This is a genomic window from Streptomyces catenulae (assembly GCF_000718015.1).
GTDB lineage: Bacteria > Actinomycetota > Actinomycetes > Streptomycetales > Streptomycetaceae > Streptomyces > Streptomyces catenulae.
This window is the reverse complement of sequence record NZ_JODY01000001.1, coordinates 239,370-259,973: the sequence shown is the minus strand read 5'-3', so window position 1 is coordinate 259,973 and position 20,604 is coordinate 239,370. Positions and strand designations below refer to the sequence as shown.

The following is a 20,604-nucleotide window of genomic DNA, read 5'->3' as shown; positions in this document are numbered from 1 at the left end:
GTGTCCAGTCAAATTCAGCGCTTCTACCTGGATTGGGGAATCTACCCCGGGGAAGAGGTCACTCGCGAGGAAGCTCTGGACGAGGGCGACTACACACGGGCCCAGTTCGACGAATCCCACGCACTCCTGTTTGCCGAATTCTACGATTCCGGCAGCCTCTTCCACATTGATTACTGGGCGACCGACCCGGAGAGCACCAGGGGTGAACACTTGGCGCGCCACCCAGGTGTCCCCTTCGGAATCCAGTCCACCGTGCAGCGCATCGGCAGCCATCAGTGGAGCATCTCCTACAGATACGCGGGCTCGGGTGACCTTGCCGGATACCTCGTCCACCTGGAGCGGATCAACACCTACGACGCTGCGCTGATGACGCTACAGATCGACCTTCAGCGGCAGTTGAAAAAAATTGAGAAGAATTCCTACGACGGTGACGGCCAACTGCACTACGCCTTCGAATACAACCCCGAGGGTGAGGTCGTCAGCATCCGTGACTCGCTCGAAGGCAGCACGCCACAGCTGGCGACGGCTCTTGATGACGTCGACATGCCGGACTTCTACCGCGAGGGCTTTTCCCTACCTGCGGGCATCGATCGCTCGTCGATCCCCTTCCTGGGTGAGTAGTCGGGGTCGAAGATCAGTGCATACACCCGCATGGAATGTGAACTCCGCAGAGGCACGCCGGAAAACGAAAGTAAGAGCAGCCCCCTGGTAATTCCCTGCTCCCCTGAGCATCGAGACCTGGTGACAGTCACGGTGGAGGGGCACTCCCCCGCACAGGCCAACTCTCCGGCAAGTCCTCTGCACAGCCCCCGGTCCCCCTCCGAACGCGTTCTCCCCCTACTGTGAGGGAATTCGTGAGCAGTGGCGACGAGGAGCGGTATGGCTGAGGGGTCGGTGGGCATTCCTGCGGAGGGGGTGCCCGGTCGGGTGGGGGCATGGTGGCGTGTCGGGGGGCGGGGTGGCAGTGCCGCCCATGTCGTCACTCCGGTCGGTGTCGATGCCGGGGATGTCATGCGGCGGGTACACGAGGGCGTACCGGGGAGTGTTCTTGTCGATGCCGCAGGGCTGACCGCCGAGCAAGTGATGCACAACGCCTTGGTTGCGCTGGGGTTCGACCTGTCTCCGGGGAAGCGGGACGACTGGCGGTTCGCGCTCGGTTCATGGCCCGAAGAGCGGTTGTTGGTGCTGGTCAACGCCGAGCGCGCCGGGCTCACCCGGCGGTCGTACGAGCCCGAGCGGTTGGTGACCTGGGTCCTTCCCCTGTTGGCCCGTGGCAAGTTGGCCGTGCTGACCGATACCGGTCCCGGACTCCTGCCCCGCAGTGCGCCTCCCGAGAACGTTTTCCGACTGGCCGATCCCGCCGGTGGCGTCCCCGCTCCCGACATGCCGGACGCGTTGCGCGCCCTCGCCCTGGCGGAGCCGCGCAACGTGCCCCTGCCCGTGTGGGGACAGCTCGTCTCTGCGCTGACCGGCGAGACCCGGTCAGCGGAGGAACTCACCGCGCTGACCCGGGAGCACGCAGAGCTGCTGGTCGTGGGCCCGCTCGGTGTGTCCTTCGCCGAGGAGCGTGTGGCCGAAGCCCTGCGACGGCAGGTCGATTCCGGGGAGCGCAAGCGCGTCAATCGGCATCTGGTCGACTGGCTGCTGCGGACGTCCGTCGACCTCCGGCACCCCGAGGGCTGGGCCAGGACCGGAGCTGTCGGGCTGTACGCCGCCGCCGGGCTCGCCATGCACGCCGTACAGGCGGGGGTGTACGAGGAGTTGCTGCGCGACGGGCGGATGGTGGCGCAGTTGCCGCAGACCGCCCTCATGGACTCGGCGCGAAGCCGCAGCTATCTCATCCCTGGCAACAGTCCCGCGGCAGACGCCATTCATCTGTGGGAATGGGGAGTTGTTCCGAAAAGCCAGCGGGAGTGGGCTTCCTGGCTGCATGTGATGGCCTGGTCGCGCGGTGACCAGGAATTCGCGCATTCCGTGGCTTCGTCCGGTGTCTCCCTTCTGTGGCGTACGAAGTGGGCCCACTGGCGGCCACCGGGTGGCTACCACCCGCGTTTTCTCGAAGCGGGCAGGTTCGTCAGGCTGGCGGAAGTGCGCTGGCAGGGACGGCCCGCCCTTGCCGGGCTGCAGCTGCGTACGGTGGACGGGGCGCCGGATGCGTATGTATCCGTCCGGGACATGGATACGGGTGAACTGATCGCCGGTCCCTGGGAAGAGGAAGAGATCCCGCCGGAAGATCGCACGGACCTGGCCCTTCCCCCGGCTTCACCGACCGCGTCGGACACAGAGAGCGACGACGACTGCTCCGGGCCTCCCACACGCCTCTCCCAGCTGTTTCCGTCACCGGCACCGCGACGGGAAAATCACGCTTTCCTCCTGCCCTGCGTACCGCTGGCCATGGGCAACACCCTCGTGTTCGGCGGCAGCCCGGGACTGATCGCCCTTCAGCCGACGGACGCCATGGATTTCTCGGGCACCTTCGGCTCCCTGCAACAGCCCCTGTCCCGGGATTACGCGGATGCGGGCCCGAGCAGCCCCGTTGATGCCACTCCCCCGAGCCACCGAGACCTGATCAGCCTGTTCGGCGAGGACGACATCTGGGAGTCCGAACCCGAGGACATTCCCGAGGAATTGACCCACCGGCCGACTCGCGAATTCCTCACCGAGTTCGGCCTGCCGGACATGAGAGAGGGCGCCATGGCGCTGCTGCCGTACGGGGACTGGGAGGTCGACCTCTTCGACGAGGTGGACTGGCCGAATGAGGTCGACCCCGTGGCGGAGCGCGGCCCCTTCTTCCAGATCGGCAGATGGATGGGGGGCGAGTTGGTCATCGACGGTCCCACCGGGCACATCCTGCGCATCCCGACCGGACCCGACGAGGAGCATCTGGCCGGGCTTCCCGCCGCGTGCGGCCTGGAGAAATTCCTCACCATGGTCGCGCTGTACGTCACCGGAATCCGTACCCGCGCTCTCCTCCCCCCGGGCAGCTCCGAGCGGGGGCAGATCCCGTACTGGGTCCTGTCGGAGCTGACCGCGATCGACGAGAAGGGCGGCGAACAGCCCGCCTGGGCGTACGTCCTCCACAACGAGTGACCTGACAGGGGCACGGGGGGGGGGAGAGCACCTCGGTGCCCGACATTTCTCCCTGGTGGCGGGAGCGCCCGTCCTGACGGCGGAAGCGCCCGCCACTGCACCGAGCCCGCAGCACACCTCCGGCGCAGAGCGCGACCGCCTGTCGTGGGCAGCCGCGCCCTGGGAGGCGGCTGGTGGGCCTGGGTGGTGCGGCGGCAGACGCGGAGTGCACCATGATGCGGGGCCCCGGATCGGCGGCGCGCGGATGGCCGCCGAAGGCCGGGACATCGGCCCCGTGAATGCGGCAGGCGAGGGGAGCGGCGGGCGAGGAAATGGCGCGGGATTACGACAGTCAGTTGCTGGAGTCGGTGGCGGTACGCCGGCGCAGGATGCGGGATGCCCTGTTGTTCGGTGCACAGCGGGGGCGCCGCACGGCGGATGAGCGGCTCGGGAAGGTGTTCGCGGGGATCGCCATCACCGCCGTCCTGTGCGCGGGGTGCGTCGGGTGGTCCTTCCTCCAGCACACCCTGGCTAACCAGAAGGCCGAGCAGGAAAAGCAGCAGCGTCAGATGCAGCAGTACGAGCAGCCGACGAAGTCGGCGAATCCCTAGAAGCGACCGGAAGAAGCGACCAGATTCAAGATCTCGCGATGCCGGGCGGAGACCTGAAGAACAGGCTGCTCCCTCGGCCCCGGAGTTCGTCAACACCGCGATGATAGGTTCCCGTAAGTGGTGAGCAGAGCAACGACTTCCCAGGCGCAATTGAGCCGAGTGACCTTGGTCGGCGAGCGACGCCGGGCTGACATCGTCCTGCTTTCCGATACGCCCATCGGGCAATTGCTCCCCGATATCCTGCGACTGCTGGGTGACCGCCCCGCGGCGGAGCCGATGTCGCGGCAGTTGATCACGTCTGACGGCTCCGTTCTCCCGCACGACAGCACGCTGGCATCGGCCGGGATCGTCGATGGTGCGGTACTCCGGCTCGTCCGGACGCACTCTGCGCCCCCGGCGCCCGTGGTGCATGACGTCACGGATCAGGTGGCTGACGATCTCGATCTGCGGGCCTGGCGCTGGCGTCCTGCCGCGCGCCGGGCGGCCGCGGGGGTGGCCACGGTCGCCTTCACGGTGATCGCCGCGCTGCTCGCCCGGCACGAGTTCGCGCTCGACGCGCTCGTCGGCCCTTGCTCGGCGCTCGCGCTGGTGCTCCTGGCGGCCGGTCTGCTCGTCACCAGGGTCGGGCAGGGGAACCGGGGTCTGACGACCGCGCTGCTCCTCGCCTCCGGCGGGCTCGGTGTCCTCACCGCGTGGACGGCTGCCGACGCGTACGCCTGGTCGGGCGCGGCACGGCTCGCCGCCGTCGCGGGGGTGCTGGTGGTGGCGCTCGGGTGTCTCGGCCACTTCTCGCCACTCGGCAAGGGCGGGCTCGTCGGCGCCGTGACGACGGCCGTACTCGCCGTAGTGTGGGAGGCGGTTGCCGCGGTCCAGAGCGATCCGGCCCGGCTCGGCGCGGTCATGGCCGTCTTCTCGCTGGTGTTGCTGGGCGTGCTGCCACGGCTCGCCCTGATGGCGTCGGGGCTGACCGCGCTCGACGACCGCCGCTCGGGTGGGGTCTCGGTCAGTCGGCACCAGGTGGGGACCGCTCTTGCGGCGACGCACCGGGGTCTTGTCCTGTCGACGGTCGTCACCGCGGTCTCGGCGGCCGCCGCCGGTTGGTTGCTCACGCTGGCCGGGAAGCCGACCGTGTGGACCGCGGTGCTGGCGTCGCTCGTCGCCGTGGTGCTGGTGTCCAGGGCGCGGGCCTTCCCCTTGGTCCCCGAGGTCGTGGCGCTTCTGGTCGCCGCGTCGTGTCTCGTCGTCCGCCTGGTGACGGTGTGGATGGCGCACGCGGGAGGTATCGGGCCGTTCGCCGTGCTCGGTGTGGCTGCGGTGGTGCCGCTGGTGGCGTTGGCGGTGCAGGTTCCCGAGCATGTGCAGGTGCGGCTGCGGCGCGTGGCCGATCTGGTCGAGTCCGTGGGCATGGTGGGGCTCTTCCCGCTCGCCTTCGGGGTGTTCGGGGTCTACGGGCAGCTGCTCAACCAGTTCTGAGTCGATGTGCAGGCGCTCCGGGCGGAGCAGGGTGGGGTGAAGGTCAGGCATGCCGAGCGGCGACAGCTGGCAGGGTGAGGTGCTGCGCGAGGTGAGGGGCGGCGCCCCGCAGGGCGCGCGGGGCCCCGGCGGAGGGGCACACCAGGTGTCCTCGTCCGTTCCGGGCCCGTCCGCACCACGCGCCCAGGTCCAGGAGCAGTACGGGCAGGCCGACCAACCGCAGCCGGGGCAGGAGCAGCAGGCGGGGCACCAGGGCGTCCGGCCGCAGCAGGCCGACCTTCGGAAGCAGGAGCAGCACGCACCCGCGGCATACCCGTCGGCTCCTCAGCCTTCCGGTGCGTCCGGCTCCCGCCCCGTGGTGGACGAGGCGCTGGCCGACGCCGTACGCCACAAGCCGCAGCACGGCGAGCCTTTTGCTGCGCGGGCCGCACGCGCTCTGCGCCACATGCTGTCCTCGTCGGCCGCACGCGAGGTCGCCGCGGTCACGCAGACCGCCGGGGTGCTTCAGCAGCCGGTGACGACCGGTCGGCAGATCGCCGTGACGTCCATCCGGGGCGGCTCGGGCAAGTCGACCGTCTCCTCGTTGCTGGGCACCACGTTCGCGCACTACCGGCAGGATCCGGTTCTCGTCCTGGAGGCCGATCCCGCGCTGGGCACGCTGCCGTTGCGGCTCGGCGCCCGGACGCGGCGCTGGACCACGAGCGAGATCGCGGACATCGTCAAGCCGGACATGTCGCTGCTCGACGTCACCGGCTATCTCGTCCAGCTCCCCGACAACGCCTGGCTGCTGCCGGCGAGCCAGGGGCAGATCGGCGCGATGCTGGACAGCCGGGCGTACGAGCGGGCCGTGGTGGCGCTGCGGCGCTACTTCGGTGTGATGGTCGTCGACTGCGAGACGCTGCCCGCCGAGGTGGCCCGGGTCGCGCTCGCCGCCGCCCACGGCCGCGTGCTGACCGCTCCGGCCACGCCGGAGGGCCTCACCAGCACATACGCGGTGCTCCAGTGGTTGCAAGGGCTGCCGCCACACGTGATCGCTGGCACCGTCGTCGTACTCACCGAATTGATGCCGCGCTCACGGATCGACGTCGACGAGGCCGCCGAGCGGCTCAAGGCCACCGGGGTGAGCGTCCAGGTCCTGCCGTTCGACCGGCATCTGGCAGCGGGCGGGCCGATCCGGACCGCACTGCTCGCCCACTCGACCAGGCAGGCGGCCACGCGCATCGCCGCGGACGCCTTCCGCCTCTCCCAGCAGCGTCACTGACCAGATGCCGAGCCCGACCGTGAACAACGGACGACGACTGTGATTGACGGACCCCGATGAGTACCCGACTGATCCACCGCCCGGCCCGGACCGTCAGGCCCCCGGCCGTCCCCGAAGCGCGCATCATCGAGGCACCGCCGAACCTTCCGGAGGGGAAGGCGGGCAATATCGCGATGTCGCTGCTGCCCGTCGCCGGTGTCATGTCCTCCGTGGTGATGATGACGGTCGTACGCAACAGTCAGTTCGCCGCGCTCGGCGCGATCATCCTCGTCGTCACCGTCATCGGCTCCCTCACGCTGGTCTTCTCGCAGCGCGGCAAGGCCCAGCGCACCCGCCGCACCCAGCGCGAGGCGTACCTCTCCTATCTTGAGGAACTGCGCGACGAGCTCTCCGCCGAGGAGCGCCGACGGGGCGAGCGCGCCGATGTTCTCAACCCGCCGCCGCCCGCCCTCTACGACCTCGTACGCGATCCGGCGCGTCTGTGGGAGCGCCGCCGCCGCGACGCCGACTTCCTGCACGTGCGCGTCGGCGCGGGCGAGATGCCGGTCCAGGACCTGAGGATCGCGCAGCAGGACTCGTCGGTCCTCACCCCGCCCGACCGTTTCATGCTCAACGAGGCGTCGGCGCTGATCACCCGCTTCCGCACCGGCACCGAACTCCCCCTCACCGTCCCGCTCGACCGGGTCGGCAACATCAGCGTCATCGGGCCCCGCGAGGACTGTCTGCGCATCGCGCGTGCTCTGCTCGTCCAGGCCGCGGCGCTGCACTCACCGGACGATGTGGCGCTGGCGCTGGCCGTGCCGGGCGACCGGCTCGCCGACTGGGAGTGGGCGAAGTGGCTGCCGCATCTGCTCGACGACGAGCAGTTCGACGGCCCCATCGCCGCCCGCCGGACAGCGCCCTCCACACCTCAGCTCGCCCGGCGGCTCGGTCCCGAACTGCGGCGCCGCGCGTCCTACGCGGCCGAGGTGCGCCGCGGACTGTCCGGCAACGATGCGTTGTCCATGGTGTCCCGGCTGCTCGTCGTCGCCGACGGACACGGCGAGGACGCCGTCGATCTGCCGCGCCCCGACGAGGCGGTCGGTCTGCGGGAGATGGGCGTCACCGTGCTGCACCTGCTCGAACAGCGGGTGCAGGAGCCGGGGCAGGTCAGCGTCCGGATCACCGTCGACGGCGGCGAGGTGGTCGTCGAGGACCTGCGCGCCCAGGAGCCGGTCGTCGCGCACGGCACCGCGGACGAGGTCGGCGTCTCCTTCGCCGAGGGGCTGGCCCGGATGCTGGCGCCGCTGCGGTTGTCCGCCGAGTCCCGCGTCGACGCTCCCCTGACCGGGCCCGTCGACTTCGCGGGGCTGCTCGGCATCGACGACATGGCGCACCTGGATCTGGCGCAGCTGTGGGCGCCGCGCGGCGAGCGCGCCTTCCTCCGGGTGCCCATCGGCGTCAACGACTCCCACGAGCCGGTGCTGCTGGACCTGAAGGAGTCCTCCGAGCTGGGCATGGGGCCGCACGGCCTCTGTGTCGGCGCCACCGGATCGGGCAAGTCCGAACTGCTGCGCACTCTCGTCCTCGCCCTGGTGGCCACCCACCCGCCGGAGGATCTCGCCCTGGTCCTGGTCGATTACAAGGGCGGCGCGACCTTCGCGCCGTTCGCGAACCTGCCGCACGTGGCGGGCGTGATCACCAACCTGGAGAACCAGGCAGGACTGGTCGAACGCGTCCACGCCTCGCTCGCGGGCGAGGTCAAGCGCCGCCAGCAGGTCCTCAAGGACGCGGGCAACATCGCCGACATCGGCCATTACGCCGCGCTGCGCGCCGACGGACGGCCTGATCTGGAGCCGCTGCCGCACCTCTTCGTCGTCATCGACGAGTTCGGCGAACTCCTCACCGCCAAGCCGGACTTCATCGATCTGTTCCTCTCCATAGGCCGCATCGGCCGCTCCATCGGCGTGCATCTGCTGCTCTCCAGCCAGCGCATCGAGGGCGGCAAGCTCAAGGGCCTGGACACCTACCTCTCCTACCGGCTCGGGCTGCGCACCTTCTCCGCCGACGAGTCCCGTACGGTCCTGGACACCACCGACGCCTTCCATCTGCCACCGCTGCCCGGCTTCGGCTACCTCAAGGTCGACACCAGCCACTACGACCGCTTCAAGGCCGGCTATGTCTCGGGCGCCTACCGAGGCCCCGTACAGCGCGAGGACGAAGAGGAGACCGCACCGCTCGCCCTCCCCTACGACACCTACAACACCGTGTCCTCCGAAGAGGTTGCGGACGCCCAGGGGCCGACGGTGCGGCGCCGTGAGACGGGGCCGACCGAGCTGGGCGTCATGGTGGAGCAGTTGGAGAACGCCGCGGGCCCGGTACGGCGGATCTGGCTGCCGCCGCTGCCCGACGCCATCGCCCTGGATACTGTCGCCGGAGCGCGCGGGATGCAGCTCTCGCGGCGCCGCGGTCCGCTGGAGATACCGCTCGGGGTCCTCGACGACCCGGCCAGGCAGTGGCAGGGGCAGTGGTACCTGGACCTGACGGTGGCGGGCGGCCATGCCGCGGTCATCGGCGGTCCGCAGTCCGGCAAGACCACGCTGCTGCGCACCCTCGTCCTCTCGCTGGCGCTGACCCACACCCCGCAGGAGGTCAGCGTCTACGGTCTCGACCTGGTCGGCGGCGGCCTGGCGGCGCTGGCCGGGCTTCCGCACGTGGGCGGCGTCGCGGGCCGCGCCGACCGGGAACGTATCGCCCGCACCGTCGAAGAGGTCCGGGCCATGCTCGCGGCGCGGGAGGGCGTCTTCCGCGAGCACGGCATCGACTCCGTCTCCCAGCTGCGCGACCTGCACGCGGCGGGTCGGCTGCCCCAGCTGGCCTCCGCCGAGATCGTGCTCGTCATCGACGGCTTCGGCGCGCTGCGGGACGACTTCGAGGAGCTGGACGACGAGGTCGCCGACATCCTCAAGCGCGGTGGCGGCTACGGCGTCCACGTGGTGGCGGGCATGCTCCGCTGGAACGACGCGCGCATCGCCGTCCAGTCGAACTTCGGCACCCGCGTCGAGCTGCGGCTGAACGACCCGAGCGAGTCCAGCATCGACCACAAGCTCGCCCAGACCCTCTCGCCGGACGAGCCCGGCCGCGTGCTCACGGACGGGAAACTCTTCGCACAGGTCGCGCTCCCCCGCACCGACTCGCTCACCGACGCCGCCGATGTGGGCACCGTCCTGGAGCGCACGGCCCGGACGATCCGGGCCACCTGGAGCGGCGAGGTCGCCCCACCGGTCCGGATGCTGCCGCACGTCCTTCAGCCCGACCTCCTGCCGGGTCCGGTCGCCGAGCCCCGGTGTGTGCCGATCGGTCTCGATCAGACCGCGCTCCGGCCCGTTCTGCTCGACCTCTTCCACCACGACCAGCACCTCCTGGTCCTGGGCGACAGCGAATGCGGCAAGACGAACCTGTTGAAGGCCGTCGCCGGTGGCCTGATCGAGCGGTACGGCGAGGACGAGTTGGTCTTCGCCGTGATGGACCCCAGGCGCTCCCTGCGCGGCGTGGTCCCCGAGGAGTTCAACGGCGGCTACGCGTACAACGCCGGTCTCTGCGCGGGCCTCGCCCACGGCATCGCCGACGTCCTGAGCAAACGGGTGCCCGACGGCACCACACACCCGCAGGACCTGGAGCCCGGCAGCTGGGGCGGCGGCCCACGGATCGTGGTACTCGTCGACGACTACGACGTCCTCACCACCGCAGGCCAGGAACCGCTCGCCCCGTTCCTGCCCTACCTCCCCTCCGCGGTGGACATCGGCCTCCACTTCGTCCTCACCCGCCGCGTCGCAGGCGCCTCCCGCGGCCTCTACGAACCCGTGGTCCAGGGGCTGCGCGAGTCGGGCTCCGCCGCCCTCGTCATGTCGGGCGACCGCGGCGAGGGCCAGCTGTTCTCCGGCGTGTACGCCTCCCCGCAACCGACCGGCCGCGGCGTCCTCATCCGCCGGGGCCACGCCAACCGCCTCATCCAGACCGTCCATTCCCCGGCGTGAGTCAACGGGGACCAGCCCGCGCAAGCGCACGGGCCACGAGACACACGGCACCCATGCCACGAACGACGAAGGACCGGACGACCCCATGACCAAGGACGTCATCGCCCTCACCCGGACCATGCCCACCCCGGGGGCCGTGCTCTCCGGACTGCTCTCCGCAGGCCCCGACACGCTCGTGGACACCACCGGTGAAGGCGCCGTGCTGCGACTCTGCGACGGCGAGGGCCGCCCCCTCGTCTCCGTCGAGGCCCCGCTGCTCGTCCAGGTCGCGGGCGAGGCGGAGCGGCTGCTCGGCGCCACACCGCCGCCGGTTCCGTACTGGTGGACGGAGGCCCGCGCCACCACCGGCGTCGAACACGCCGAACTCCTCGCGGGCACCTTCGCGGCGCGATTGGCGGCACTGGCCGACGGCTCCGCCTGGCCGCCGGAGGCCGCGCGCTCCCTGGCCGTGGTGAACACCGAGGGCACGCGAGTGGCGCCCGCGTCCGCCGCCGGGCAGCCCACCGTCGACGTCCTCACCGACAAGGTCGCCGTGGTCATCCAGGACCGCCCCGTGGCCGCCATGACCGCCTGGCTCTCCGATGCGTACCGCGCCGCCACCACCGCGGAGCTGGGCCTCCAGATCGTCACCCCGCCGGGCACCACGCTCTCCCCGGCCGTCCGCGAGAGCCTCAGCACCTGGCCCTCCCGCTGGGTCGTACGCGACGAACGCGACGGCTACTACGACGGGCTGACCGGGGCCGTACTGCACTGGCAGGACGGCATGTTCGCCCCCGTCGCATCGCCCGAGGCCACCGCTGACGACCCGCACACCCCGGTGGCCGCCTCCTACCAGGACGTGGTGGACAGTGGCGAGCGTCAACTGGCCGTGACCTTCCGCACCGTCCACCCCGCGGACGACCGCCTGGTCCTCGGCGGCGCCCTGGAGCCGGTGTGGCGTGAACTGACCGGCGCACCCCCGGCCGGGTGGGGAACCGCGGAACCTGCCAATCTCCCCTGGTCACCGCGGCAGATCAGCGACCTGGCCCGCGAACGGGCCCCTGAGCCGACATGGTGCGTGGTGGTCGGCAGCCCGGAACGGCCGGGCCTCGCCACGGTGCGTATCAGCCGGACGACGGCGGGCGTGGAGGAAGACGTCACGCTGATGTTCGGCTACGGGCCCGACGAAGAGCCGCCGGTGGACGCCGTGCCCCGGGCGGCGGAGCTGCTGGCCACCCGCCACCGCCTCCAGTCGATGCTCGTCCAGCTGCGCAAGGCCCGCCGCGATCTGGCGGTGCCGCCCCGCTTCGAAGGCCCTGGGGTCCCCTTCGCCTTCGTCCTGGGCGCGGAGGAGGTCCGCCAGATGCCGGACGACCGCGCCCGGCGCACCCCGCTGTCCGAGCCTCCCCTCCCCCTCGGCCCGAAGACCCGCCCCGCGATGTACTACCCGTTGCCGGGAGACCCGTCGGACCTGTCGGGCTGGCAGGACTTCGAGCGCCTGATGCGGCATCTGAAGGGCGAGTGAGAGGGCCCGGGCCGGAGTGGGCCTTCGGCCTCCACCGCAGCGACGGGGGACGGAAAACGGCGCTGAGCTGTTGTCACACCCCGGCCGTAGCATCGGAACAGCAGATTGCACCAGCGATCCGCAGTTGATAGGCATATCCGTACATACGATCGTCAAGTCCGCTGGGGGGAGCCCGATGAAGTTCGACATGGGAGCGCAGACGCTCTCGACGCTGAGGTCGCGGTCGCAGGGGTCGAGCACGGAGCTGGGGACGTTGATCCGCCAGCTCGTTCAGGCGGCCCAGCCGCTGGAGGGCAAGTTCAACGGCTCCGGCAAGGCGGCCTTCGACACGTTCAAGTCGCACGCGGACCAGATCACCGCCGAGTTGAACAGCGCACTGGCCGGGATCGTGGGCGGCCAGTCGGGCATGGAGTCCGCGTTCAGCTCCGGCGTCCAGGAACAGGCCGACAACGCCCGGACACAGATGTCGGCGGCGAACTTCGACGCGGCCCGCTTCTCGGGCCGCTGACCGCCCGATCAGGGACGCGTACTCAGCTCTCAACGGGGAGGATTGTGATGACTGCCGGCAAGGACCGCCGTTCGTACGACTCGGGCGCATCGGCCGAGGCGCAGGGCAACATCCAAGCGGTGATCGCGCGCCTGGAGCAGGTGATGGCGGCGCGCGACGCGCAGGTGAAGCAGGCCATGGCGGATTTCACCGCGGACGGTGTCGCGGAGGAGTACCACGGCAAGGAGATGCGCTGGAACCGCGCCTCGCAGGAGGTCAAGAGCATCATCCACCTGCTCAAGACGACGCTGGAGAAGAACGACGCGACCGCGCACCAGACACTGGCCCGCGCGAAGTCCGCGGTCGACAACATCGGCTGATCCCGGCCCGGGCGCCCCGGCTGAAGAGCAGTCTTCACCGTGCGCCAACGGGTTTCCGGCCGTAGGGGGGCACCGCCGCAGGTAGTAGTGGCGGTGCGGCAGAGAGGAATTCAGGGGGCGTTCATGGCGTCGTGGGACATTCAGCCGCAGGGCGTGCAGGGCCAGCTGAAGGTCGTCGGCACCCATGCCGAGGACCTCGGGAAAGTTCTCCGCACGCTGCTGGCGGACATACGGGAGGCGGCGCAGGCCGCGGGTACGGCCGTGCCGGGCTCCCAGGCCCAGGTGCTGCCGAGCGGGCAGCCGGTGGCCGCGGGGTACAAGCCGGTGGGGCCGGTGGCACCCGGCCTCATGCCGCACGGTGCGACGGGGCCGGTGGCCGCGGCATTGGGCGAGTACGCGAAAGCACGCCAGTCAGACTTCAAGGCGATGGCCGACCGTTGCCAAGCCGCCGTCCTGGGCGCGGCGAAAGCCACCAATGAGTACGTCCAGGGCGATCTGGAGGCGGCGAGGAACGCCCAGGTCGCTGCCCGAGAGGTGCGGGTGGATGCGTTGAAGGGCTTCGGGGGGAAGAAGTGAGTAACGCTCCGGTCGACCCGGCAGAGGTGCCGGTCTTCACCGGCGATCTGGACGTTCTCGAATCCAAGGTGAAGGCGCTGTCCCACAGCGGCCCCAAGGTCCAGACCGCCGGCTCGGACGTCCACACGTCCTTCGGCGGACTCTCCGCCTTCTACCAGGCGCCCGAGGCGGAGCAGCTGTTCGCCGTCACCAAGCCCGTGGCGGACAAGGCCCGCGACATCAGTGCGGACGTACAGGTCATCGCCAAGGCGCTGGGCACCTACGCCCGTGAAATCGCCCCGCTCGTCAAGCAGCTCGATCAACTCAAGCGGGACGCCGCCGCTTTCCGCCACAAGGTCGACGGTGACGACGACTGGGACGAGGACGGCGACCTGACCGACGAAAACCTCAACCGCCGCAACAAGATCGCCGAGGTCTGGACAGCCTTCCAGGCAGCCGAACGCGACTGCCACGCCAAGATCGTCGGCCTGGTCGGCGGCAAGAAACTGCACGCGATCGACGGCTCCCACAAAACGGGCTACGGCTACCACGCCGAAGACCTCAAGCAGTCCAAGCACCTGCCCTGGGGCGACGCCGTCGAAGAATCCGTGCCGTGGTGGAAGGTATGGCGGCACGCCTACGACTTCGGCAAGGGCGTCATCGTCGACGGCGTCTGGGGCACCATCAGGGGCCTGGGCACCCTGCTCTGCGTCGACGGGTGGGACGCCGCCGGCCAGGCATGGACCGGTCTCGCCAAGCTCGCCACCGGCATCTCGATCACCACCATGCCCCTCGTGGGCCCCGCCTTCCTCGCCATCCCCGGCGACAAACTCCCCTCCTGGCTCCGCGACTCCCGCACCGCGATGAAGGAAACCGGCAAGGCACTCGTGGCCTGGGACCAATGGGAATCCAACGCCCCCCGCGCCGCCGGTGCCGTCACCTTCAACGTCCTGACCGCCATCTTCACCGAAGGCGCAGGCGCCGCCGCATCAGGCGCAGGCAAGGCAGGCGCCGCAGCCAAGGTCATGTCCTTCGCAGGCAAGGCGGGCAAGGCCATCGACCCGATGACCTACATCTTCAAGGGCGCAGGCACGGGAGTATCGAAAATCGGCGCCGTCATGGCCCACCTCAAGGACACCGGCTACTTCAAAATCCCACAGATCTCCGAAGGCGCCTTCGCCCTACCCGAGGGCTCCCTCCACATGGCCGACGGCTCGATCCAACTCCCCAAGGACACCCCCATCCCGGAAGGCGCCACCAAACTCCCGGACGGCACCATCAAACTGCCCGAAGGCACCGTCACCCTCCCACCCCACACGGTGAAAGACCCCTTCACCGGCAACTACACAGACGCCACCGGCAACCTCTACAACAAGAACGGCAACCTCCTCCAAGACGCCCACCACGCCCCCAAGGACGCCTCTGCCTCGGGCGCAGACAACCCACCGGTCGAGACGCCGGTCCGCCAGGAGCAGCGGGTCCCGGTTGGCGTCGGCGGGCGGGGAGACGACGTCATACGTGACGGTTCGGGAATCCATGAGCTGGCCCATACCGCGGGCGGCCCCCCACCCGGTCACACCGGCACGGCGCCCGGTAGCACCGTGGGCCACTCCTCCGGCAGCCACGCAGCTGACCACATGCCCAGGAACAACCTGGACCACGGGGCAGGCAGCTCCGGCCATACCGACGCCCGGAACCCTGCGGACACCACGTCCACAGCCGACCCCCGCGACGTGCCGAGCAGTTCTACGGCCGACCACACTGTCTCAGGCGGCTCCTCGGCAAACACTGGCGTCCCGGGCGGTGACCATCCAGAGATTCCGCCGACCAGCACCACCCGCCCAGACGGCGTGGGTGACCCAGCTCGCGGCACCGACGACGCGGCCCGTCGGGCGGAGTACGAGGCCGCCCGCGAGAAGCCGGCCGGCGAGCGGACGCCCACTGAACGGGAGGCGATCACCCGCGAACACGTCCGGCTCGCCAACGAGGATCCCATCTGGCGCGCGCAGCACTACGACAAATGGGGGCCTGGCAAGCGCAACAGTTCCACTGAGCTGGTCGACGGCCAGCTCCTGCCAAAGCTCGTCGAGAAGCCTGACGGCAGTTGGATGGCGGCCGACAACCTGCCGTACGCGAATCCGGAGGCGTACCACCTCGACGACCTGGTGCGAGGCCGGGACACGGTCGATCCGCAAGGCATCGATCACCTCGACGAGGTCTCGGCCAAGCGTGTGGCCGGCATGGACCTGACCAATGCCGAGAGGGCCTACCAGACCAACCCGACCGATGAGACCGCGAAGGCGCTCACCGATGCGCAGGACCACTTCCACGCAACGGTCGGCGAGGGTGTCTCCAACAACAGCAAGCTCGGTGAAGCCCTCGGCGAGGAGGCCGCGCGCCGGCACATGCTCCTGCAGCATGAATTCGAAGGGGGCCGGGAGATCACTGACCTTCCGGAGACAGCAAACGGCTCGAAGAGGTTCGACCAGCTCTGGCGAGATAAGGAAGGTAACCTCATCATCGTCGAGGCGAAGGGCCCCAATGCGAGGCTCGACTGGCGCCAGGGCAACGGTAGGCTCGACAGTGGCACCTTGGTGAAGCAAGGAACTCTCGAGTACGTCCGCACGATCGTGGCTGATATGGAGCAACGTGCTTTCGTATCACCGAAAGACGCCAAGTACGCCAGAGAAATAAAAGCGGCTATTCAGAACAAGACCCTGCAATACGTTCTCGTGCAGGCCACCGAGAACACCGGTAAGTATGCTGGCGCCGAGCTCAAGCACTTCAAGCTCTTCTAAGGAGAAACGCGTTGGTCTCGATCATCCCCCGCCATCCCTTTCCTACGGGGAACGCGGAAGAAGGCCTCGCCGTGCTCCAGGAGAACGCACAGGAGCTGATTGACGGTCTGGAGGCGGGCTCCGCCAATCTGGGAGACGCCCTGGGCACCACGCTCACTCTGGCCGAGGCGCACTGTCTGATGGACCCGCAGGCATCGCTCTTCCCCACGTGGGATGCCTGGGTCAACGCCATGCAGGTCGGCTCTGCCGCATTCGCCGTGGCGACCACGGCAGAGGACCATGTCCAGTGCCGCATCGCGCACAAGGACCGCGTTCTTCAGGCCACCGGTCCGCAGTGGTATGTGCATCCGGGCTCGTGGATCACAGCGTTCTACCTGGCGTTGGTGTGCCGGGAGAAGGACAGGATCTCGGCCCTGTGCCAGGTACCCATATCGCTGCTGCGGGAGAATGGTCCACACTTCGAGGAATACCACTACACCTGGGTTGACACGCTCCAGACCTACTGGCGCGGCGGTCAGGATCTCGTCCCGAAGCTGGTTGCCGCAGTTGACGGCACCGACCCGCAAGCCGTCGCCGATCCGGAGACGGTGGGCAAGCTGCTGTACCCGCCGATGGAGATGTTCCACCGCTTCATCCGCAAGGACGCTCCCGGCTTCAACCGAGCGCTCGCCAATGCCCTCCAATGGCACAAGGAATACTGGAGCGAGGAGAGCAGGGCTTTCCAGATCTCGGGGCTCGTCGCTCTCGCCCCGCTCGCCATGGCCTGCCTCGCCCACGACGCAGGCATCCCCATCGAGGTCGAGTCCGAGTACCTGCCGACCGCCCTCCTGGGGCGCAACTGGTGCGGCGAGTTCCCTACGTAAAAACAAGTAGCCCCTCAGCGCCGACCGTCATCTCCCGGCAGGCGACACGCCCCCTGAGCCGAGCCGTTCGCCGAACTTCTCTTGCGCCAGTCGTAGGTCGTGATCTCGCTACTGAGGTAGGTCTGGGGTCCAGGTACAGCCACCGCTGATCATCGGTGTGCGAAGACTGTAGATCAGACGGTGGCCGTAGGCCGCAGCGTCACCCCTGCCCGATAGCGTCACCCCTGCCCGATGGCAGGAGGGCTCCGAAGGCCCCGATGGGCCGGACAGCGGGCCGGTTCGCGCTGGCTAGCCCCTCGGCGCCGGGTGAGGGGCTAGGTATTAGTGAGGTAGGAGACAGTGTCCGTGAACATGACGCGCCAGGACTACGACAAGGACGAGATGGCGGCGGTCGTGCCCGTCATGGAGGAGTCTCTGTCCTATTCGTTGGAGGAGATCGAGACCTCGCACAACTCCAGGTCAGATGCCGTCATGGAGTCGCTGAACGTCGCCCTCGTCCGCTGTGTCGGGGATCCCAGTGCCGGCATGCTGGAGACCTGGGAATCCTGGCTGCTGGCCATGCAGGTGCATTCGGCCGTCTTCGCCGCCACCGCTTCCGATCAGGAAACGGTCAGCTGCAAGATCCGCCAGGAGGAGCGCCACCTCGCCACCACCGGACCGCAGACCTACCTCAACGCGGACGCCTGGCTCGACGCCTTCTACCTCGCGGTCATCTGCCGTGAAGCGGCCCGCCTCGACATGCTGGCGCGGATCCCGGTGTCCCTGCTGCGCGACTTCGGCGGTGTCCTGGACGAGTACACCTACGCCTGGGTGGAGACCCTCCAGAGCTTCTGGCTCCGCCGGGACGACCTGCGCACACACCTGGTGAACGCCGTGGACCTGAGTGCTCCCGACCACGCCCGCGTCGTCGACGCGGAGGAGATGGGCAACCTCCGCTACCCGCCGATCATGATGCTCTACCGCTACCTGCGCAACGACGCCGCCGGTTTCAACGAGTCCCTGGCCGACGCCGTCCGCTGGCACAAGGCGTACTGGACTGCCGACGAGGACCGGGCCCACAACGTCCTGGGCGTCGTGGCCCTCGCCCCGCTGGCAATCGCCTGCCTGGCCAAGGCCAACGGCATCCCGGTCGAGGTCGAGACCGACTATCTCCCCGAGGCTCTCCTCGACTTCGCCTGGCGCGGCGAGTTCGACGCGTAACACCAACGCCTCGCCTACCTACGACCATTCGCGAGACGCTCGGGTAGGGGAAGTCCGCGGACGGATGCCCCGTGGCCGTGGTCGGTCTACCGATGGCTGGCGGGGAGCATTCCGAGGTCGGTCGAGGTCGTGACCCCGCTGCCGGTAGGCCGCCCACGCCTTGCCGAGAGCCTTCGACGGCGCACCCTGCGCACCTGGTGCTGTGACCGGAATGGTTCACCGTGATCGGGAGGCGGCTCGTGGTTCGAGTGTGCGTGAGGCGGCTGGTATTACTGGGGCATGCAGGAAGAGACCGCACGTTCCGCGATCGACACATTCATCTCCGCGTTCAACGCCTCGGACGACAGTTATGTGACCGCCCTGCTCTCCCAGGCCCTGACCTCGGACGTGGTCTTCTGGGGGCCGTTGGGTCGCAGCGAGGGAATCGCGGCGGTCGAGCGGTTCGTGCTGGACATCCGGCGCCACCCGGCGGGGACCGGCACGATGGTGCGCTGCTCGGCGGTGGACATGCCCGGCGAATGGGCCCGGTACCAGTGGGTCTTCACCACGCCTGACGGAGGCCCCCGCCTGGCGGGAACGGACGTCGTCCATCTGCGGCGGAGCCTCATCGACCAGGTCATCGTCTTCGCGGGGGAGATCGAGCCGTCCGCCTCCTGAGTAATGGGCAACCCTGATGCTGACGCACAGAGTTGCCCGTCATTCATGAAGGGTCCGCTGGCTCGGGCACCGTTCCGTCGAGGTCACGGTTGACCCGTACCCGAGGACGGGCGGGCCCCCAGCCGCCGGGCGGGGCTACTCCTCCGGTCCTCCGGGGCCGACCTCCCGCGGCGGAAGTCGGCCCGCCCGGCGGCGCGGGCGTCCTACCGGATCCCGACCTCCCGCAGCGCGGCGCGCTGAACCGGCCCCAAATCCACCGGGAAGTACAGGTAACACACTCCCCCGCTCCCGCTCCTGACCTTGCCCTCCGCGTCGTAGCGCTTGGTCCGGAGCCAGATGGTCTCGAATTCCCGGCGGTGGTAGACGCGGCGGACCGCGGGGTCGTCGGGGGAGGCGGGGTCGTTGGCGATGACGTCGCCGTCGGGGGTGAAGCCGATGACGGTCATGAGGTGGCCTGCGGTGCCGTAGCCCGCGCCGGTGAGTTCGGTGGCGAGGAAGGACTGGGAGGTGATGACGGGGATACCGGCGGCGATGAGGTGTTCGGCGTCGGTGAGGGAGGTCAGGCGGGTCACCACGGACTGGAGGCCGGGGTAGGTGGCGGCGTAGGCGGCGTTGAAGGGCCAGTTGCCGCAGCCCTGGTACTGGTTGTCGTAGGTGCGGCGGGCGGCCAGGCAGACCTGGGGGTCCTGGTACGAGGGGTCGACCCAGGTGAGGTCCTCGGGGGCGGGGTGGCGGCCCCAGTACTCGACGATCATCTGGGAGGAGGTGGGGCTGCACCATGCCTCGCCGCCGTTGTCGTACTCCGGGTACTGGCCCTTGTGGATCTCCTGGGAGTAGCGCGGGACGGGCAGCTCGCGGCCGGTGGCGGGGCCGGGGACGGAGGCCGGGACCTCGAAGCGGGCGGGGATGTCCGAGCCCATCGTGCCGAGCCGGTGGACGGTGGGGGTGGCGGTGGTGCCCGGGGTGCGGTGCAGGGTGACGCGGAGGGCGTAGGCGGTGAATCGGGTGCCGGACGCCGCGTCGTCGATCGCCAGGGTGTCGGTGGAGACGCTGCTGCGGCCGTCCTTCTGGCCGTCGACGGAGGTGCGGCGGATGTCCGCGTCGCCGTCGCCGGAGGTCCAGCGGCCCATGACGTACCAGGGCGTCCGGCCGCCGTCGGAGTAGTCGGCGCGTGCCTCGACGGTGATCCAGGTGCCGGGCGGGGTGTGGGCGTTCCAGGCGGCGACGAGTTCGGTGGCCGGGACGGCGAGGGGGTGGCGGGGGCCGGTCCAGGTGGCGTACTCCCAGGCGGCGGTGCGGCCGGTGTGCGGGTCGTGGTACTCGGCGGTCCCGGCGGGCCGCCGCAGCCGGATCCCGGCGCGGGCGGACGGCGCCGGGCCGGTCCCGTCGTGGGTGCCGCGCGCCCAGTCGGCGGCGGTGGTCCAGTCGTGGTGATCCACGGTTCTCCTCGGGCGGGCCGCCCGCGGCGCGGGCCCGGAGCCCGTGCGGCGCGGCGCGGCGGCCGCGACGGGGGCCGCGGTGGCCGCGGCCGCGGCGAGTGCGGCGGCGAGGACGGTGCGGCGGGACGCGGAAGGTGTCATCGGGATTCCCCCAGTCGGGTGCGGCGTACGGGAACGCGGGCGGTGCGGACGGCGGGCGGAACACGGTCGGGTGACTCCCGGACGGCGTATCCGCGCCGGGCGCCACGGAGGGCGGGCGCCGGGCACGGCCGCGGCGCCCGTTCGGGCAGG

15 protein-coding genes are annotated in these 20,604 nt (G+C 69.7%); 14 read left to right on the top strand and 1 reads right to left on the bottom strand.

All coding sequences use genetic code 11. The features are described 5' to 3' along the window. The 14 genes from IF23_RS0101130 (at window position 1) to IF23_RS0101060 (ending at window position 18,874) form a co-directional block, all read left to right on the top strand. Complete coding sequence (locus IF23_RS0101130) at window positions 1-621, top strand: hypothetical protein (RefSeq protein WP_030278724.1); 621 nt, start codon at window positions 1-3, stop codon at window positions 619-621. Window positions 622-879: 258 nt separating this feature from the next. Beyond that, a complete protein-coding gene (locus IF23_RS0101125; protein ID WP_030278722.1) occupies window positions 880-3,090 on the top strand; it encodes an SUKH-4 family immunity protein in 2,211 nt (736 codons plus the stop codon). A gap of 311 nt (window positions 3,091-3,401) precedes the next feature. Next, window positions 3,402-3,680 carry a hypothetical protein gene (locus IF23_RS0101120; RefSeq protein ID WP_030278720.1) on the top strand — a complete coding sequence of 93 codons (279 nt, stop codon included), beginning with the start codon at window positions 3,402-3,404 and terminating at the stop codon, window positions 3,678-3,680. A 117-nt stretch (window positions 3,681-3,797) separates the two neighbouring features. Further along, window positions 3,798-5,153, top strand: coding sequence for a type VII secretion integral membrane protein EccD (gene eccD / locus IF23_RS0101115; protein ID WP_030278718.1), 1,356 nt, complete (start codon window positions 3,798-3,800; stop codon window positions 5,151-5,153). 49 nt (window positions 5,154-5,202) lie between these two features. Beyond that, a complete protein-coding gene (locus tag IF23_RS0101105; protein WP_078653709.1) occupies window positions 5,203-6,414 on the top strand; it encodes an ATPase in 1,212 nt (403 codons plus the stop codon). Between the two features lie 56 nt (window positions 6,415-6,470). Further along, window positions 6,471-10,430, top strand: a complete 3,960-nt coding sequence (locus IF23_RS0101100; RefSeq protein ID WP_030278712.1) for a type VII secretion protein EccC — start codon at window positions 6,471-6,473, stop codon at window positions 10,428-10,430. A gap of 85 nt (window positions 10,431-10,515) precedes the next feature. Beyond that, window positions 10,516-11,934, top strand: coding sequence for a DUF6177 family protein (locus IF23_RS0101095; protein WP_030278710.1), 1,419 nt, complete (start codon window positions 10,516-10,518; stop codon window positions 11,932-11,934). 175 nt (window positions 11,935-12,109) lie between these two features. Next, the gene (locus IF23_RS0101090) at window positions 12,110-12,442 is read left to right on the top strand and encodes a hypothetical protein (protein ID WP_030278708.1); all 333 of its coding nucleotides are present in this window, start codon (window positions 12,110-12,112) and stop codon (window positions 12,440-12,442) included. 47 nt (window positions 12,443-12,489) lie between these two features. Beyond that, window positions 12,490-12,801, top strand: a complete 312-nt coding sequence (locus tag IF23_RS0101085) for a pore-forming ESAT-6 family protein (RefSeq protein ID WP_030278706.1) — start codon at window positions 12,490-12,492, stop codon at window positions 12,799-12,801. 123 nt (window positions 12,802-12,924) lie between these two features. After that, window positions 12,925-13,377, top strand: coding sequence for a DUF6507 family protein (locus IF23_RS0101080; RefSeq protein ID WP_030278704.1), 453 nt, complete (start codon window positions 12,925-12,927; stop codon window positions 13,375-13,377). Continuing rightward, entirely contained in the window at window positions 13,374-16,154 is a 2,781-nt protein-coding gene (locus IF23_RS0101075; RefSeq protein ID WP_030278702.1) for a hypothetical protein, read from the top strand. The genes IF23_RS0101080 and IF23_RS0101075 overlap by 4 nt, the downstream gene beginning before the upstream one ends. Before the next feature lie 11 nt (window positions 16,155-16,165). Further along, window positions 16,166-17,017, top strand: a complete 852-nt coding sequence (locus tag IF23_RS0101070; protein WP_030278700.1) for an immunity 49 family protein — start codon at window positions 16,166-16,168, stop codon at window positions 17,015-17,017. 351 nt (window positions 17,018-17,368) lie between these two features. Further along, window positions 17,369-18,217 carry an immunity 49 family protein gene (locus IF23_RS0101065; protein WP_030278698.1) on the top strand — a complete coding sequence of 283 codons (849 nt, stop codon included), beginning with the start codon at window positions 17,369-17,371 and terminating at the stop codon, window positions 18,215-18,217. A 279-nt stretch (window positions 18,218-18,496) separates the two neighbouring features. Further along, entirely contained in the window at window positions 18,497-18,874 is a 378-nt protein-coding gene (locus tag IF23_RS0101060) for a nuclear transport factor 2 family protein (RefSeq protein WP_030278697.1), read from the top strand. Between the two features lie 203 nt (window positions 18,875-19,077). Here the strand turns inward: IF23_RS0101060 and IF23_RS0101055 are convergent, their stop codons facing one another. Then, window positions 19,078-20,454, bottom strand: a complete 1,377-nt coding sequence (locus tag IF23_RS0101055) for a peptidase C39 family protein (protein WP_030278694.1) — start codon at window positions 20,452-20,454, stop codon at window positions 19,078-19,080. Between the last annotated feature and the right edge of the window lie 150 nt (window positions 20,455-20,604).